General features: G+C 70.1%; 15 protein-coding genes. 14 read left to right on the forward strand and 1 reads right to left on the reverse strand.

Annotated elements, in window-relative coordinates; translation table 11 throughout:
• Positions 1-8 precede the first annotated feature (8 nt).
• The 9 genes from der (at position 9) to JGR68_RS07230 (ending at position 9310) form a co-directional block, all read left to right on the forward strand.
• A complete protein-coding gene (der, locus tag JGR68_RS07190) occupies positions 9-1424 on the forward strand; it encodes a ribosome biogenesis GTPase Der (RefSeq protein ID WP_199362103.1) in 1416 nt (471 codons plus the stop codon).
• Positions 1421-2017, forward strand: coding sequence for an NTP transferase domain-containing protein (locus JGR68_RS07195; RefSeq protein WP_199362102.1), 597 nt, complete (start codon positions 1421-1423; stop codon positions 2015-2017). Before der ends, JGR68_RS07195 begins: the two co-directional genes overlap by 4 nt.
• 57 nt (positions 2018-2074) lie before the next feature.
• Complete coding sequence (gene moeB, locus JGR68_RS07200) at positions 2075-3217, forward strand: molybdopterin-synthase adenylyltransferase MoeB (RefSeq protein ID WP_199362101.1); 1143 nt, start codon at positions 2075-2077, stop codon at positions 3215-3217.
• 75 nt (positions 3218-3292) lie between these two features.
• Entirely contained in the window at positions 3293-4321 is a 1029-nt protein-coding gene (locus JGR68_RS07205; RefSeq protein WP_199362100.1) for a DUF2272 domain-containing protein, read from the forward strand.
• 81 nt (positions 4322-4402) lie between these two features.
• Positions 4403-5308, forward strand: coding sequence for a bifunctional methylenetetrahydrofolate dehydrogenase/methenyltetrahydrofolate cyclohydrolase FolD (gene folD, locus JGR68_RS07210; protein ID WP_199362099.1), 906 nt, complete (start codon positions 4403-4405; stop codon positions 5306-5308).
• Positions 5309-5392: 84 nt separating this feature from the next.
• Positions 5393-6850, forward strand: a complete 1458-nt coding sequence (gene guaB, locus JGR68_RS07215) for an IMP dehydrogenase (protein ID WP_199362098.1) — start codon at positions 5393-5395, stop codon at positions 6848-6850.
• Positions 6851-6852: 2 nt separating this feature from the next.
• Positions 6853-7083, forward strand: coding sequence for a hypothetical protein (locus tag JGR68_RS07220; RefSeq protein ID WP_199362097.1), 231 nt, complete (start codon positions 6853-6855; stop codon positions 7081-7083).
• The gene (gene guaA, locus JGR68_RS07225) at positions 7080-8663 is read left to right on the forward strand and encodes a glutamine-hydrolyzing GMP synthase (protein WP_199362096.1); all 1584 of its coding nucleotides are present in this window, start codon (positions 7080-7082) and stop codon (positions 8661-8663) included. Before JGR68_RS07220 ends, guaA begins: the two co-directional genes overlap by 4 nt.
• Positions 8664-8806: 143 nt before the next feature.
• Positions 8807-9310, forward strand: a complete 504-nt coding sequence (locus JGR68_RS07230) for a hypothetical protein (protein ID WP_199362095.1) — start codon at positions 8807-8809, stop codon at positions 9308-9310.
• Between the two features lie 19 nt (positions 9311-9329).
• Here JGR68_RS07230 and JGR68_RS07235 read toward each other — a convergent pair whose 3' ends face one another.
• Positions 9330-10085, reverse strand: a complete 756-nt coding sequence (locus tag JGR68_RS07235; protein ID WP_199362094.1) for a TorF family putative porin — start codon at positions 10083-10085, stop codon at positions 9330-9332.
• Between the two features lie 65 nt (positions 10086-10150).
• Here JGR68_RS07235 and JGR68_RS07240 point away from each other — a divergent pair, with 65 nt between their 5' ends.
• From JGR68_RS07240 to JGR68_RS07260, 5 genes are all read left to right on the forward strand, one after another.
• Positions 10151-11296: a polyamine ABC transporter substrate-binding protein gene (locus JGR68_RS07240; protein ID WP_199362093.1), complete on the forward strand. Its 1146-nt coding sequence runs from the start codon at positions 10151-10153 to the stop codon at positions 11294-11296.
• A 3-nt stretch (positions 11297-11299) separates the two neighbouring features.
• Positions 11300-12457 carry an ABC transporter ATP-binding protein gene (locus JGR68_RS07245; protein WP_199362092.1) on the forward strand — a complete coding sequence of 386 codons (1158 nt, stop codon included), beginning with the start codon at positions 11300-11302 and terminating at the stop codon, positions 12455-12457.
• Between the two features lie 131 nt (positions 12458-12588).
• Positions 12589-13446, forward strand: a complete 858-nt coding sequence (locus JGR68_RS07250; protein ID WP_234446632.1) for an ABC transporter permease subunit — start codon at positions 12589-12591, stop codon at positions 13444-13446.
• Positions 13443-14246 (forward strand): ABC transporter permease subunit, encoded by an 804-nt coding sequence (locus JGR68_RS07255; protein ID WP_199362090.1) that lies wholly within the window; start codon positions 13443-13445, stop codon positions 14244-14246. The genes JGR68_RS07250 and JGR68_RS07255 overlap by 4 nt, the downstream gene beginning before the upstream one ends.
• A gap of 122 nt (positions 14247-14368) precedes the next feature.
• Positions 14369-17305: a TonB-dependent receptor gene (locus tag JGR68_RS07260; RefSeq protein ID WP_199362089.1), complete on the forward strand. Its 2937-nt coding sequence runs from the start codon at positions 14369-14371 to the stop codon at positions 17303-17305.
• The last annotated feature ends 6 nt before the right edge of the window (positions 17306-17311 follow it).

The raw sequence follows: 17311 nt of genomic DNA on the forward strand, positions 1-17311 counted from the left end.
CACATCGCATGCTTCCCCTGGTCGCCCTGGTGGGCCGTCCCAACGTCGGCAAGTCGACGCTCTTCAATGCGCTCACGCGCACGCGTGACGCGCTGGTGCACGACCAGCCCGGCGTCACCCGCGACCGTCATTACGGCGTCTGCCGGCTCGCCGAGGACCGGCCCTTTGCCCTGGTCGATACCGGCGGCATCGCCGATGGCGGCGTGCACCTGGTCGCCGGCAACCTGGCCGGCGCCACCGCGCGCCAGGCCCGCGCAGGCGCGGACGAGGCCGACCTGGTGCTGTTCGTGGTCGACGGCCGCGAGGGACCCTCGACGGTCGACGACGAGATCCTGGCCTGGCTGCGCAAGTCCGACAAGCCCGTGTTCCTGGTGGTGAACAAGACGGACGGCGTCGACGCCCGGGCCGCGCTCGCGGAGTTCGCCCACTACGGCATCCGCGACGTGGTGCCGGTGTCCTCGGCGCACCGCCAGGGCATCGACGACCTGGTCGACGAGGTCCTCGGGCGGCTGCCCGAACAGGGGGCGACCGAGGCGCTCGACAACGATCCCGACCGCATCCGCATCGCCTTCGTGGGGCGCCCGAACGTCGGCAAGTCGACCCTGGTCAACCGGATCCTCGGTGAGGAGCGGATGATCGCTTCCGAGGTTGCCGGGACCACGCGCGACTCGATTTCCGCCGACCTGGAACGCGACGGGCGCCTGTACCGGCTGGTGGACACCGCCGGCATCCGCCGCAAGTCGCGGGTCGACGAGGCGGTGGAGACGTTCTCGATCATCCAGACCCTGGAGTCGATCGAACATTGCCAGGTCGCGGTGGTGATGATCGACGCCCGCGAAGGCGTGACCGACCAGGACGCCAGCGTGCTCGGCGCCGTGCTCGACGCCGGCCGTGCGCTGGTCATCGCCGTCAACAAGTGGGACGGCCTGGACACCTACCAGCGCGAGCAGGTCGAGGCGCTGCTGTCGCGCAAGCTGGCCTTCGTGCCGTGGGCGGAGGCGGTGCGCATCAGCGCGCTGCACGGCTCCGGGCTGCGCGAACTGTTCAAGGCCATCCACCGCGCGCATGGCTCGGCCACCCGCAGCTTCAGCACCGCGGACGTCACCCGCGCGATCGAGATCGCGGTCGAGGCCAACCCGCCTCCGGTGGTCCGTGGCCACGCCGCCAAGCTGCGCTTCGCGCACCCGGGCGGCGAAAGTCCGCCGACGATGATCGTGCACGGCACCCGGCTGCGCACGCTGTCGGACAGCTACAAGCGCTATCTCGAGAACTTCTTCCGCAAGCGCTTCAAGCTGGTGGGAACGCCGGTGCGCTTCGTCTTCAAGGAAGGCGAGAATCCCTACAAGGACAAGGTCAACGTGCTGTCCCAGCGCCAGGTGGCCAAGAAGAAGCGCCTGATCCGCCACGCCAAGCGCGGGAAGTGAACGGCGGGGCGACCACGCTCGGGCTGCTGGCTGGCGGGCGCGCGACGCGCCTGGGCGGCCTCGACAAGGCCTGGCTGCAGCGCGGCGGGGTGCCGCAGGTCCTGCGCCTGGCCGCGCGGGTCAGCGACGAAGTCGACGCCGTCCTCGTCTCGGCCAATCGCGAACTGGAGCGTTACGCGGAACACGCGCTGGCGGCCGTGCCTGACCGTCGCACCGATCTCGGCCCGCTCGGCGGGCTCGACGCGCTCGCCCAGGCCTGCGCCACGCCCTGGCTGCTCACGCTCCCGGTGGACCTGGTCTCGGTCAACGACTGCCTGCTGCGCAGCCTGCGCGCCGCGGGCGAGGCCGGCGCCTGGGCCGAGGACGACGACGGCCGCCAGCCGCTGGTGGCGCTGTGGGACGTGGCGGGCCTGCGACGAGCCTTGCCGGCGTCGCTGGACTCCGGCGATCTGTCGGTCCGTACCCTGCAAAGCCGACTCCACATGCGCGGCGTGCGCTTTGCCGGCCTGCGCTTCGGCAACCTCAACACCCCGGACGATCTCGCCGCCGCCGGCTTCACGACGGGCGGGCCCGGTCCCCTTGGCGTAGGGTAGGGCCACCTCGGGTTGGCCACAGTCGGCGGGAATCGGGTGGTGGCGGATAATCGCGGCATGCCTGCAACAGAAATCACTCCGCGCGAAGCGCATCGACGCCTCGAAGGTACCGGCACCGTGCTGGTCGACGTGCGCGAGGACCACGAGCGCGAGACCGGCATGGCCGAGGGCGCCCGCGGCATCGCGCGCGACGAGCTCGAGCGCGAGCCTGCCTTCCACTTCCACGACCGCGAGCAGGAGCTGGTGCTGATCTGCCAGACCGGCGGGCGCTCGATGCTGGCGGTGGAGGCACTGCAGCGCCAGGGCTACCGCAACGTGGCGTCGGTGCGCGGCGGCACCCTGCGCTGGATCGCCGACGGCCTGCCGATGGCGCGCCCGGACCCGTCGGCCGCACCGCGCGACGAGGACTTCCACCAGCGCTACTCGCGCCACCTGCTGCTGCCGGAGATCGGCATGCGCGGGCAGAAGCGCCTGCAGGCGTCGCGCGTGCTCATGCTGGGCGCCGGCGGGCTGGGCTCGCCGGCGGCCTTCTACCTGGCCGCGGCCGGCGTGGGCGAGCTGCGCATCGCCGACGACGACGTGGTCGAACGCAGCAACCTGCAGCGCCAGATCCTGCATGCCGACGCCGACATCGGCATGCGCAAGGTCGACTCGGCCGAGGTGCGGCTGTCCGCGCTCAATCCCCGCCTGAAGATCGATGCGGTTCCGGAGCGGGTCACGTCGGCCAACGTCGATCGGCTGATGGAGGGTGTCGACGTGGTGGTCGACGGCGCCGACAACTTCCCCGTGCGCTACCTGCTCAACGACGCCTGCGTGCGCCACGCCGTGCCCCTGGTCCATGGCGCCGTGCACCGGTTCGAAGGCCAGGTGAGCGTGTTCGACGCCGGACGCCACCGCGGCACGGCGCCGTGCTATCGCTGCCTGTTTCCGGAACCGCCGCCGGCCGAGGCCGCGCCCAACTGCAGCGAGGCCGGCGTGCTCGGCGTGCTGCCGGGCGTGGTGGGGATGCTGCAGGCCACCGAGGCGCTGAAGCTGCTGCTGCACATCGGCGAGCCGCTGCGCGGCCGGCTGCTGCACTTCGACGCGCTGCGCATGCAGTTCCGCGAGACCCGGCTGACGCCGGATCCGGCATGCCCGGTGTGCGCGCCCGGCATCGAGTTCCCCGGCTACATCGACTACGCGGCGTTCTGCGCCGGCTGAGGGCGTGTCCTGCGCGTGAGCGTGGCGCGCCCGGGCCTCGGCTAGTCTTCCCGCTCCAGGGGCAAGGAGACCGGCATGGGGGCAAGGTTGCGTGCATGGCTGTGGCTGGCGGCTCTGGGGCTCGCGTGCGGGCTCCTGCCGATGTCGCCGGCGTTGGCCGCCGACCCCTGTCCGCTGCTGCGGGCGCAGCAGTCCGCGCCCGATGCCGCCACGCGCATCGCCGCGGCGGCCTGCGAGGAGCACCAGGCCTGGCATCGCCCCTTCATCGACGTCGACGGACGCCTGGCCGGCTCGGTGGTGCGCGAGGCGGAGTCGGCGCTGCTCGCCAACGGCCAGCCGGCGTGGCAGCGCGTCGCCGATTACTGGCGCGGCAGTGGCCTGCTGGGTCAGGTCATGCAGCGGACGGGCGCCGTGGACTGCGCCAGCACCGCGGCGCCGCAGTCGGCGCCGGGGTGCCGGAGCTTCATCCTCGACACGCCCTGGTCGGCGGCCTTCGTCTCGTGGGTGATGCGTCGCGCCGCGCTGCCGGGATTCGGCGCCTCCGCAAGCCACGTCGACTATGTCCGCGCGGCCTATCGCGATCCCGAGTCCAGCGCCTACCGCATCGCCGACCCGCGCGCAGGCCGGCCTTCGCGCGGCGACCTGCTCTGCTATGTGCGCGTTCCCGGACGGAACTTCGGCTTCGGCGGCCTGGCGACCCTGCTCAGCAGCGAAGGCGGCGGCCTTGGCATGCACTGCGACGTCGTGGTCGGAGCGGGCGAGGGCGGCGACCGCACGGCGCGCCTGGTCGGCGGCAACGTGCTCGATGGCGTGACCATGCGCCTGCTGCCGCTGACGGCGGGTGGCCACTTCGCGGACCTGCCGACCCGCCTCGAGAGCGGCGCCGCCTGCAGTCCCGACGCGCCGGCCGCCTGCAGTGCCAACCGACAGGACTGGGCGGCGCTGCTGCAGCTGCGCCCGCAGGCCGAACTCGCGCGCCTGGCACCGCCACCGCCGCTGCAGGGGCCGGCGGCGGCGCCCGTCTCGCCCCAGTGCTGCGTCCACTGCGTCGTCGGTTCGGGCGTGCCGCGCTGTCCTGCCGGGGCGCTGCCGCAAGGTCGCTGAGCGTCCGCGTTGGCGCGGCGGTTCGCATGCCGCGGCCGCGATCGGCGACAATGCCGCGTTCCCGCGCACGATCAGGCAGGCATGTCCGAGACCCCATCCACGGCCCGCATCCTCGATGGCAAGGGCATTGCCGACCAGCTGCTGGATTCGCTCCGCGTCCGCGTCGAGGCGCGCGTCGCCGCCGGCCACGCGCCGCCCGGGCTGGCGGTGGTCCTGGTCGGTGACAATCCCGCGTCGCGCTCGTACGTGCGCAACAAGCGCCGCGCGGCCGGCATCGTCGGCATCCGCGCGCTGGATTTCGACCTGCCCGAGGGCACCTCGGAAGCCGAGCTGCTGGCGCTCATCGACCGGCTCAACGCCGATCCCGGGGTGCACGGCATCCTGGTGCAGCTCCCGCTGCCCGGGATTCCCGACGCCACCCGCCTGATCCACCGCATCGACCCGCGCAAGGACGTCGACGGCTTCCACCCGGAGAACGTCGGCCACCTGGCGCTGCGCCAGTTCGGCCTGCGTCCCTGCACGCCGCGCGGCATCACCACGCTGCTGGCCTGGACCGATCGCCCGGTGCGCGGCCAGAGCGCGACGATTGTCGGGGTCAGCAACCACGTCGGCCGGCCGATGGTGCTGGAGCTGATGATCGCCGGCTGCACGGTGACCGCCTGCCACAAGTTCACGCCGCCGGAGGTGCTGCGGCGCCACGTTGGCGAAGCCGACATCCTGGTCGTCGCCGTGGGCATCCCGGGGATGATTCCGGGCGACTGGATCAAGCCCGGCGCGGTGGTGATCGACGTCGGCATCAACCGCCTCGACGATGGCCGACTGGTGGGCGATGTGCAGTTCACCGAAGCGGCCCGGCGGGCGAGCTGGATCACCCCGGTGCCGGGCGGGGTGGGGCCGATGACCGTGGCCACGCTGATGGAGAACACGCTGGAGGCCGCCGACGCCCTGGACGGCGACGCCCTGGACGGCGACGCCGCCGCAGGCTGAGCGGGACGGCGCGTCCCGCCGCGCGGCGCACCGCGACTGCCACGGCGCGGTACAATTGCGTGCTTCACCCCAACCGGCACCGCCATGCTGCGCATCCAGGCTGAAGCACTGACCTACGACGACATCTCGCTCGTCCCGGCGCATTCCACGGTCCTGCCGAAGGACGTCTCCCTCGCCACCCGGCTCACGCGCGACCTGCGCCTGAACATGCCGATCGTGTCCGCCGCCATGGACACCGTGACCGAGGCCCGCCTCGCGATCGCCATGGCCCAGCTCGGCGGCATCGGCATCGTGCACAAGAACATGTCGGCCGAACGCCAGGCCGCGCAGGTGCTGCAGGTGAAGAACTTCGAGGCCGGAGTGATCCGCGAACCGTTCACGGTCAGCCCGCAGACCTCCATCGGCGAAGTGCTGCGCTTCACCCGCGCGCGCAACATCTCAGGCGTTCCGGTGGTCGACGGCGACCAGCTGGTCGGCATCGTCACCGGGCGCGACATGCGCTTCGAGAAGAAGCTCGACGATCCGGTGCGCAACATCATGACCCGCAAGGACAAGCTGGTCACGGTGAAGGAGGGCGCCAGCGACGACGAGGTCATCCAGCTGCTGCACAAGCACCGCATCGAGAAGGTGCTGGTGGTCAACGACGACTTCCAGCTGCGCGGCCTGATCACGGTGAAGGACATCCAGAAGGCGCAGGACAATCCGGATTCGGCCAAGGACGCGTCCGAAAGCCTGCTGGTCGGCGCCGCGGTCGGCGTCGGCGGCGACACCGAGGAACGCATCGAGCGTCTGGCGGCCGCGGGCGTCGACGTCATCATCGTCGACACCGCGCACGGCCATTCGCAGGGCGTGCTCGACCGCGTGGCCTGGGCCAAGAAGCACTATCCGAAGCTGCAGGTGGTCGGTGGCAACATCGTCACCGGCGACGCCGCGCTGGCGCTGATGGACGCCGGCGCCGACGCGGTCAAGGTCGGGGTGGGTCCCGGCTCGATCTGCACCACGCGCGTGGTCGCGGGCGTGGGCGTGCCGCAGATCACCGCGGTCGACATGGTCGCCGAGGCGCTGCAGGACCGCATCCCGCTGATCGCCGATGGCGGCATCCGCTACTCGGGCGACATCGGCAAGGCGCTGGCCGCCGGTGCGTCCACGGTGATGATCGGCGGCCTGTTCGCCGGCACCGAGGAGACCCCGGGCGAGACCGAGCTCTACCAGGGCCGCAGCTACAAGAGCTATCGCGGCATGGGCAGCCTGGCGGCGATGGAGAAGGGGTCGAGTGACCGCTACTTCCAGGATGCCGCCACCGCCGACAAGCTGGTGCCCGAGGGCATCGAGGGCCGGGTGCCGTATCGCGGCCCGCTGAGCGGCGTGATCCACCAGCTGCTCGGCGGCCTGCGCGCGACCATGGGCTACGTCGGCTGCGCGAACGTGGACGAGATGCGCAGCAAGCCGCAGTTCGTGAAGATCACCGGCGCCGGCCAGCGCGAGAGCCACGTCCACGACGTGCAGATCACCAAGGAACCGCCGAACTACCGGGCGGGCTGACCGTGGCGCGCCGTCGTCCATCGCATTCGAGCTCGCCCGCGCGGCGCATCCTGCTGCGCGGCATCGCGGTCGCGCTGCTGGTGGCGATCGCGCTGTACGGCTACACCTTCTACCGCGGCTGGCAGCTGCGCGATTCCTGCACCGGCAACGGCGGCGAGTGGAACGCGGAGCTCGAGCAGTGCACCTTCCGCCTGGCGCTGCCCGAGCAGTCGCCCCCCGAATCCACGCCATGACCGACCTGCACCGCGACAAGATCCTGATCCTCGACTTCGGCGCGCAGTACACGCAGCTGATCGCGCGCCGCGTGCGCGAGCTCGGCGTCTATTGCGAGATCTGGGCCTGGGACCACGACCCGTCGGAGATCGCCGCCTACGGCGCCCGCGGCATCATCCTGTCCGGCGGGCCGGAGTCGACCACGGCCGATGGCGCCCCGGTCGCCCCGCAGGAGGTGTTCGACAGCGGCCTGCCGCTGCTGGGCATCTGCTACGGCATGCAGACCATGGCCAAGCAGCTCGGCGGCGAGACCGAAGCCGCGGATGCGCGCGAGTACGGCCATGCCGAGGTCACCCTGGTGGCCGCGGACAGCCTGTTCGGCGACCTGCGCGACCATCTCGGCCTGCCACCGCGCCTGGACGTGTGGATGAGCCACGGCGACCATGTCGCGAAGGCGCCGCCCGGCTTCACCGTGACCGCGAAGACCGACCGCGTGCCCGTCGCCGCCTTCGCCGACGAGGACCGGCGCTGGTACGGCGTGCAGTTCCACCCCGAGGTCACGCACACGAAGTCGGGCCAGGCCTTGCTGCGCCGCTTTGTCGTCGACATCTGTGGCTGCGAGACGCTGTGGACGGCCGAGCAGATCATCGAGGACCAGATCGCGCGCGTGCGCGAGCAGGTGGGGACCGACGAGGTCATCCTCGGGCTCTCGGGTGGCGTCGACTCCTCCGTGGTCGCCGCGCTCCTGCACCGGGCGATCGGCGACCAGTTGACCTGCGTCTTCGTCGATACCGGCCTGCTGCGCTGGCAGGAAGGCGAGCAGGTGATGGCGACCTTCGCCGACGCCTCCGATTCCCACGGCCTCGGCATCCGCGTGATCCGGGTCGATGCGCGCGAGCGTTACTTCAGCGCGCTCGCCGGCGTCACCGATCCCGAAGCCAAGCGCAAGATCATCGGCAACCTGTTCGTCGAGATCTTCGACGAGGAGGCGGGGCGGCTGGCCAACGCCAAGTGGCTGGCGCAGGGCACGATCTATCCCGACGTGATCGAATCGGCCGGCAGCAAGACCGGCAAGGCGCACGTCATCAAGAGCCACCACAACGTCGGCGGCCTGCCCGAGCACATGAAGATGGGCCTGGTCGAGCCGCTGCGCGAACTCTTCAAGGACGAGGTGCGCCGCATCGGCGTGGCGTTGGGCCTGCCGCACGAAATGGTCTATCGGCATCCGTTCCCGGGCCCGGGCCTGGGCGTGCGCATCCTGGGCGAGGTGAGGCCCGAGTACGCCGACATCCTGGCGCGCGCGGACGCGGTGTTCATCGAAGAGCTGCGCAAGGCGGGGTTGTACGACAAGACCAGCCAGGCCTTCGCCGTCTTCCTGCCGGTGAAGTCGGTTGGCGTGGTCGGCGACGCGCGCGCCTACGAATGGGTGATCGCGCTGCGCGCGGTCGAGACCATCGACTTCATGACCGCGCACTGGGCGCACCTCCCCTACGACTTCCTCGGCCGGGTCTCGAACCGCATCATCAACGAGGTGCGCGGCGTCTCGCGCGTGGTCTACGACATCAGCGGCAAGCCACCGGCCACGATCGAGTGGGAGTAGCGCGTGCTGCTAGACTCCCGCCTGCCACGGCAGGACGCCCTTGCAGGACCTGACCGGGTACTTCCGCTGGTGATCGGACGGAAGTGACGGCGGCGCCGGCCATCCAGCCGGCGTCCATGGGTGCTCCGGGGAGGGAGAGACCGATGGTCGTGAGACTGCTTGTGCTTGTCGTGTTGGCGGCCGTGGCCGTTGTCGCCTGGGATACCGGCTGGAGGATCGACGAGTCGCACGTGCACCGCTATTACCAGGGGCAGGTGGACGCGATCCGCAATTTCGACCATGAGTCGATGTGCAAGGACATTGCCGGCGATTTCAGCCTGGAGGCCACGTCGTATGTCGACGGCCAGCGGACGGAGGAGGCGGCGTTCGACGGTGAAAGCACCTGTCGGATGACCCGGGAGATGCTCGACGGGATGCGCCGCCTGAGCAGCCAGAGCCGAGGCCTGCTGACCTTCGACGTCAACGTGGACGTGCGCTCCATCCGCATCGAGCCCGGCCGCCGCAAGGCGACCGTGGAAAGCATCACCACGGTGAAGATGGGCGATGTCCTGGTCAGCCGGAGCCGCGGCACCGAGCGCCTGTCACGCTCGGTGTGGCGCGTGCGCAGCCACGGCGGCGAGGGCCAGACCTGGACGTACCTGTTCTGAGTGGACCGCGCGGCGGCCCTCAGAACGCCCAGGTCAGCAGCAACGCCGCGCGGCCGTCGGCCAGCCGCGAGTCGCCGACCGATTCCGCCAGCAGTTCGCTGTAGCCGGACGTGTCGCTGTACTGCAGCCTGGCGTTGACGGGGCCGAAGTCGCGGCCGAGCGAGACCAGCCAGTCGCTGTAGCTGTCGCCGACCGCGTCATCGAGGTCGTAGTGGCCGGCCTGCGCGCCCAGGGTGAAGCCGCTGTCACCCAGCGGCAGGTCGGCGCCGGCGTACCAGTACCAGCCCTTGCCGCCGAGGTTGAAGATGTCCGGCGAGTAGGCGCTGCCGACGTACCAGGTCTCGACGAAGGTCAGCCTGGCCTGGACTTCGGTGTAGTCGATGTCGTAGTCGGCGCCGTTGTGGCCGGGGTAGGCGATGCGCGAGACGAACACGTCGAGCTCCGTGCTCTCGCCCAGCGCGCCGTCGCCCAGCGCGCCGGCCCAGCCGATGTAGGTCTCGAGCTCGTAGTCGATGCCGTCGTCCGGGTCGCCGAAGTCGACGGTCGAGGCGAATGCGCCGGCGTAGAAGCCGCTTTCGTGCCCGATCGAGCCCTCCAGCTGCAGCGCCGGGTCCCCCATGGTCTGGGACACGCCGCGCCAGACATAGTCGCTGGCTACGATGGCCTCGCCGCCGAAGGTCCAGGCCGGATCGCCTGCGCCGTCCTGGGCCAGCGCGGGCAGGGCGGCGAGGGCAAGCGCGGCGGTGAGCGCTGCGCGCAGGGGGAGCTTCGTCATTGCGGGTCTCGTGGGGAAACCCGTCAATATATACTTCCACTGGCCACCCGTCCCGGAGAACTGCCGTGTCCCTGCGCCTCGCCCCGCTTGCCTGCGCCCTGATCCTTGCCGCCTGCGGTGGCAGCCAGCCGGATGGCGGCGACGCCGGGGCGGCGGGCGGCGCGGAGGAGAAGGTCCTCAACGTCTTCAACTGGTCGGACTATGTCGCCGAGGACACCATCGCCAACTTCGAGGCGGCCACCGGCATCCGGGTCAACTACGACGTCTACGCGGAGAACGAGACGCTCGAGACCAAGCTGACCGCGGGCGGGTCGGGCTACGACGTGGTCTTCCCCTCCGCGCGGCCGTTCGCACAGCGGCAGATCCGCGCGGGCCTGTTCGCGGAACTGGACGCGTCGAAGCTGCCCAACCGCCAGCACCTGGACCCGGCGATCATGCAGGGCCTGACCGACATCGATCCGGGCAACGCCCACGTCGTGCCCCACATGTGGGGAACCACCGGCCTGGGCGTCAACGTGGAGAAGGTCACTGCCGCGCTCGGGCCCGACGCGCCCCTGGACAGCTGGGCGCTGCTGTTCGATCCCGCGAACGCGGCCAGACTCGCGTCCTGCGGCATCCACGTGCTCGACGACGACCAGGAGGTCTTTGGTGCCGCCCTGATCTGGCTCGGCCGTGACCCCAATGCCGGCGCCGCCGACGAGATCGACGCGGTGAAGCAGGTCTACGCCGCCATCCGTCCGCACATCCGCACCTTCAACAACGCCGAGTACAAGGATGCGCTGGCCAACGGCGACGCCTGCCTGGTGATGGGCTACTCCGGCGACATCGGCCAGGCGCGCGACGTCGCCGGCGAGGCCGCCGAGGCCACCGGCAAGCCCACGCCCGACATCCGCTACGTCATCCCGAAGGAGGGTGCGATCCGCTGGATGGACGTGGTCGCGATCCCGAAGGATGCGCGCCACCCGGGCAACGCCCACGCCTTCGTCGACTACCTGATGCAGCCCGAGGTGATCGCCGCGGTGACCGACCACGTCGCCTATGCGAATGCCAACCTGGCGGCCACGCCGCTGGTCGATCCGGCGATCGCCGCCGACGCCGGCGTCTATCCGCCGGACGACGTGCGCGCGCGCCTGGTCGATCCGGCGTCGCTGCCCGAGGACGTGCAGCGCCAGCGCGTGCGCGCCTGGACCACGATCAAGAGCGGCCGCTAGGCGATGCCGGCCCCCGCGCGGAGCGTCGCGTCCGAGCCCTGGCGTGACCCGGCGGCGCAGCCCTTCGTGCGCATCGAGGGGGTGACGAAGACCTTCGGCAAGGTCTACGCCTGCGACGACGTGACCCTGGACATCTACCGCGGCGAGTTCTTCGCCCTGCTGGGCGGCTCGGGCTCGGGCAAGAGCACGCTGCTGCGGATCCTGGCCGGGCTGGAGGCGCCGGACCAGGGGCGCATCCTGATCGACGGCCTGGACGTGACCGACCTGCCGCCCTACCAGCGGCCGGTGAACATGATGTTCCAGAACTACGCGCTGTTCCCGCACATGACGGTGGCGCAGAACATCGGCTTCGGGCTGCGCCAGGACCGGCTGCCCGCAAGCGAGATCCGCGACCGCGTGCAGGCGATGCTGGAGCTGGTGCGCATGCCGCAGCTGGCCAACCGCAAGCCGCACCAGCTGTCGGGCGGACAGCGCCAGCGCGTGGCGCTTGCGCGCGCGCTGGCCAAGCAACCCAAGCTGCTGCTGCTGGACGAGCCGCTGGGCGCGCTCGACCGGCGCCTGCGCGAGCACACCCAGTTCGAACTGGTGAACATCCAGGAGCGCGTCGGCACCACCTTCATCATGGTCACCCACGACCAGGAGGAGGCGATGACGATGTCGTCGCGGATCGCGGTCATGGACACCGGCCGCATCGTCCAGGTGTCGACGCCGGCGGTGTTGTACGAGTACCCGGCCACGCGCTTCGTCGCCGAGTTCATCGGCGGCATCAACCTGTTCGAGGGTCGCGTGCTCGGGATGGACGAGGCCACGGGCCAGGCCCGCATCCAGTGCGATGCGCTGGATGCCGAGCTGCTGGCCCGGCATACCGATCCGCTTCCCGAGGGCACGTCGGTCAGCGTGGCCGTGCGCCCGGAGAAGATCGACGTGCACGAGGCGCCGCCCCACCGCGGCACGGTCGCCACCGAGAACGTGGTGGTGGGCAAGGTGCGCGACATCGCCTACCTCGGCGACGTCTCGATCTACCAGGTCGAGACCGAGGGCGGGGCGATCGTGCGCGTGCAGGAAACCCACGTCGCGCGCAGTTCGGAGCCGCACTACGACTGGGACGACACCCTCTGGCTCAGCTGGGAAGCGGCCAGCGCGGTGGTGCTGACGGCATGAACACCGCGGGGCGCAATGCCGGCCTGTGGGACTTCTGGTTCGACGTGGTGCGCAACCTGTTCGGCTGGTTCCGGGCCGTGGGGCGCGAGTTCCGCACGCGGCGCGGACGCTTCCTGGTGACCGCGCTGCCGATGCTGTGGCTGGGCCTGTTCTTCCTGGTGCCGTTCCTGATCGTGCTCAAGATCAGCTTCGCCCAGGCCGTGTTCGGCCAGGCGCCGCCCTATACCGCGCTGATCGAGCATGCCGCCGACGGCGCGGCATCGTTGCGGCTGCACACGTCCAACTACGCGATGCTGCTGTCCGACCCGCTGTACGTCGCGGCGTACCTGAAGTCGCTGCTGTTCGCCTCGGTGTCCACGGTGGCCTGCCTGCTGCTGGGCTACCCCATCGCCTACGGCATCGCGCGCGCCTCGCCGGTGAAGCGGCTGCTGCTGCTGGTGCTGGTGATCCTGCCGTTCTGGACCAGTTCGCTGCTGCGCACCTATGCGCTGATCGGGATCCTCAAGGCCAACGGGCTGCTGGCCCAGGCGCTGTGGGCCCTGGGACTGGCGGGGCCGGACTTCGCGCTGCTGCATACCGACACCGCGGTCTACATCGGCATCGTCTACAACTACCTGCCTTTCATGATCCTGCCGCTGACCGCCACGCTGATGCGGCTGGACTTCACGCTGCTGGAAGCGGCCGAGGACCTGGGCGCCAAGCCCTGGCAGGCCTTTGTCCGGGTGACCCTGCCGCTGTCGATGCCCGGCATCATCGCAGGCGCACTCCTGGTGTTCATTCCGGCGGTCGGCGAGTTCGTGATCCCCGACATCCTCGGCGGGCCGGATGCACTGACCATCGGGCGGGTGCTGTGGATCGAGTTCTTCACCAATCGCGACTGGCCGCTGGCGGCCGCCGTCACGATCGCGATGCTGGTGCTGATCGTGCTGCCGACGCTGCTGTTCGAGTACGTCGAGAACCGTCGCGCCGAACGCGAGGCGCAGGCATGAGGCGCAATCCGACGTTCCTCTACACCGCGATGGCGCTGGGCTACGCCTTCCTCTACCTCCCGATCCTGTCGGTGGTGGTGTATTCGTTCAACGCCTCGCGCGTGGCCACGGTGTGGGGGGGGTTCTCCACGCGCTGGTACGTCGCGCTCATGGAGAACCAGCAGCTGCTGGATGCGGTGCAGCGGAGCTTCCTGATCGCCGCGCTCACCGCCACCGCGGCGGTGTTCCTCGGCACCGCCTGCGGGCTTGCACTGTCGCGCTTCGGCAGGTTTCCGGGGCGTGGGCTGCTCAGCCTGATGAACTCGGCGCCGATGGTCATGCCCGACGTGATGATGGGCCTGTCCTCGCTGCTGCTGTTCGTCACCCTGCAGCAGGCCTTTGGCTGGCCCGACCGCGGCATGGTCACGATCACCCTGGCGCACATCACGCTGACCGCCTGCTACGTGACCGTGGTGGTGCGCTCGCGCATGGCCGGCATGGACGACAGCCTGGAGGAGGCCGCCATGGACCTCGGGGCCCGGCCTTGGCGGGTCTTCTTCGTGATCACGCTGCCGCTGATCGCGCCGGCGCTGCTGGCCGGCTGGCTGCTCGCCTTCACCCTGTCGCTCGACGACCTGGTCATCGCCAGCTTCACCTCGGGCCCGGGCTCGAGCACGCTGCCGATGGTGGTGTATTCCAAGGTCAAGCTGGGCGTCACTCCGGAGATCAACGCCCTGGCGACGATCATCGTCGTGCTGGTGGCGGTGGGGGTGAGCATCGCCGGGATCCTGATGCACCGCAGGCGCGGCACCCCGGCCTGAGGCCGCGGCCTGGCGCTGGAATATCAATTCCGGCACATGTTCTCCTGCCTGCGCGGCACATCCAATCCCGTTAACGTTTCGTAATTTCACGACTCCCTTCAACGCTCGAAGTGGAGTCCCCCGTGACCACCCCGTCATTCCGCCACGCCCCCCGCCTGGTCTGCCTGCCCCTTTCGACCCTCGCCCTTGCGCTCGCGGCCTCCACCGCGGCGGCGCAGGAACCTCCCCGCGAGGAGGCCACCACGCTCGACCGGATCGAAGTCACCGGCACCCGCATCAAACGCGCCGACATGGAGACCGCCAGCCCGGTCTTCGTCATCGATCGCCAGAACATCGAAGCCTCCGGCGCCGTCACGGTCGGTGAGTTCCTCCAGCGCACCCCGGCGATCGCCGGTGCCGCGACCAATCCGCAGGTCAACAACGGCGGCGGTGCCGGCGCGGCCACGGTCGACCTGCGCGGGCTGGGCGTGAACCGCTCGCTGGTGCTGGTCGACGGCAAGCGCTGGATCGGCACCATCTCCAACGCCAACGGCGCCGTGGACGTGAACTCGATCCCGATGGCGCTGATCGAGCGGGTCGAGGTCCTCAAGGACGGCGCCTCGGCCATCTACGGCTCGGACGCGATCGGCGGCGTGGTCAACTTCATCCTGCGCAAGGATTTCGACGGACTGGAAGCCAGCGCCTACTACGGCGTGTCCTCGCGCGGCGACGCCCAGACGGAGCGGTACGACGCGGTCTACGGCCTGGTCGGCGACAAGGGGCGGCTGATGCTCGGCGCGAGCTACGACGAGGAAGGCTCGGTCAGCGCCGCCAACCGCGCCTATTCCAGCCAGCCCTACCAGCTCTACGCTGGCGAGAAGGGGATCGGGGGGACCAGCCGCATCCTGACCGGGCGCTACGTGCTGCCGCGCGCGGCGGCGACCGGCGTGAACCTGGCCGACCCCAACTGCGGCGGCGGTGCCAACGTGGTCCTGACCCGCATCGAGGGCCGCCCCGGCACCTCGCCCTCCGACTTCCGCTGCTTCGACAACACCAACGACGTCTACAACTTCCAGGCCGACGGCAACCTCAACCTGACGCCGCAGGAGCGCACGGCGCTGTTCATGGCCGGCAGCTACGACATCAGCGACGACGTCGAGGCCTTCCTGCTCGGATCCTGGCTGCGCACGGAATCCTCGTTCTTCATCGCGCCGCTGCCCTTCGACGGCCGCGCCGCGGTCGACAACGTGCCGATCAGCGGCGACAGCCTGTACAACCCCTTCGGGGTCGACATCGCGGATGCGCGCCTGCGCCTGCGCGACTTCATCCCGACCCGGACCACGCGCTTCGAGACCGAGACCTACCAGATCACCGGAGGCCTGCGCGGTGTGTTCGGCGACAGCAGCTGGAGCTGGGACGCCTCCTATGGCTACGGGCGCACGCCGCAGTCCTCGTCGGTGCGCGGCTACCTCTACAGCCCGGGCCTGACCGACGCGCTGGGCCCGTCGATGATCGATCCCTCCACCGGGGACCCGATCTGCGTCCGGACCCCGGGTGACCCGACGTCGGTGATCGACGGCTGCCTGCCGGTCAATTTCATGGGCCCGCCGCCGGATCCGTCGACGCCCGCCGGGCAGGCGCAGCTGGCGGCGCTGGAGCTGATCAACCCGACGATCCACAACACCAACGAGAACGACCTGAAGGTGTTCAACGCGAACATCACCGGCGACCTCTTCCAGTGGGACGCCGGCACCGCGTCGCTGGCCCTGGGCGTCGAGCGGCGCGAGGAGAGCGCAAGCTCGAGCAGCGATTTCCTGACCATCATCCCGCCGGGCGAGACGGTCTGCCTGATCACCCAGGAAGCCTGCACGTTCGGCGACATCAGCGGCGAGTTCGACGTCAACGAGATCTATGCCGAGGCGCTGCTGCCGCTGCTCGCCAACGTGCCGTTCGCCGAGCGGCTCAGCATCTCGCTGGGCACGCGCTATTCCGACTATTCCAACTTCGGCGGCACCACGAACTCGAAGATCGGCCTGGAATGGAAGCCGTTCGCCGACCTGCTGGTGCGTGCCACGTTCGCCGACGTGTTCCGCGCGCCGACCATCGGCGACCTGTTCGCGCCGACGGTGCCCAGCGCCAACACCTATACCGACCCCTGCAACGGCTATGCGGGCCAGGCCACGGCCGATCCGCGCGCCTGCGGCGGCGTGCCCACCGACGGCTCCTTCCGCCAGAGCAACAACCAGGTGACCTCGTTCCAGGTCGCGAACCCGGACCTGCAGCCGGAAGAGGGCGACGTGCTCACCTGGGGCTTCGTCTACAGCCCGGGCTGGTTCGACGGCTTCTCGGTCACGGCCGACTACTGGCGGGTGGAGCTGGACCAGTTCATCACCAACCTGCCCGAGAACGTGCTGCTCAACCAGTGCTACGACTTCGGCCGCTTCTGCGACACCTTCATCCGCGACGACAGCGGCGACGTGGCCCAGATGACCAACGTCATCGGCAACTTCGGCAGCCTGAAGACCTCGGGCGTCGACGTCGGCCTGCGCTACCTGTTCCCGGAATCCGGCTGGGGCCAGTTCCGCTGGAACCTGGATACGAGCTACCTGGCCGAATACGACGTACAACTGCTGTCCGGCGATCCCAGCAGCAACGTCGGGGCCTTCCCGGGCATCCCGGAGAGCAGCGGCCTGGCGGGCACGTTCGTCGACAGCGCGTCGTCCGGCTTCGGCAACATGGCGCGCTGGCGCGGGCTGAACGACATCAGCTGGACGCGCGGCAACTTCAGCGCCAGCGTGACCACGCGCTACGTCCACCACGTCTACGAGGCCCCGGACGTGGCCGACGTCACCGACCCGGGCTACGTCGCCAAGCGGCGCGTTCCGTCCTACACCCAGACCGACCTGCAGGTGGGCTACCGTATCGCGGACTTCAACAACAGCTCGATCCAGCTCGGTGTGCGCAACCTGACCGACCGCCAGCCGCCGCTGATCTACTCCGGCTTCAATGCTTCCACCGACATGCGGACCTACGATGCCATCGGCCGTTTCTTCTGGATGCGCTGGACTGCCCGCTTCTGATCCGGC

The organism is Luteimonas sp. MC1750 (assembly GCF_016615955.1).
GTDB lineage: Bacteria > Pseudomonadota > Gammaproteobacteria > Xanthomonadales > Xanthomonadaceae > Luteimonas.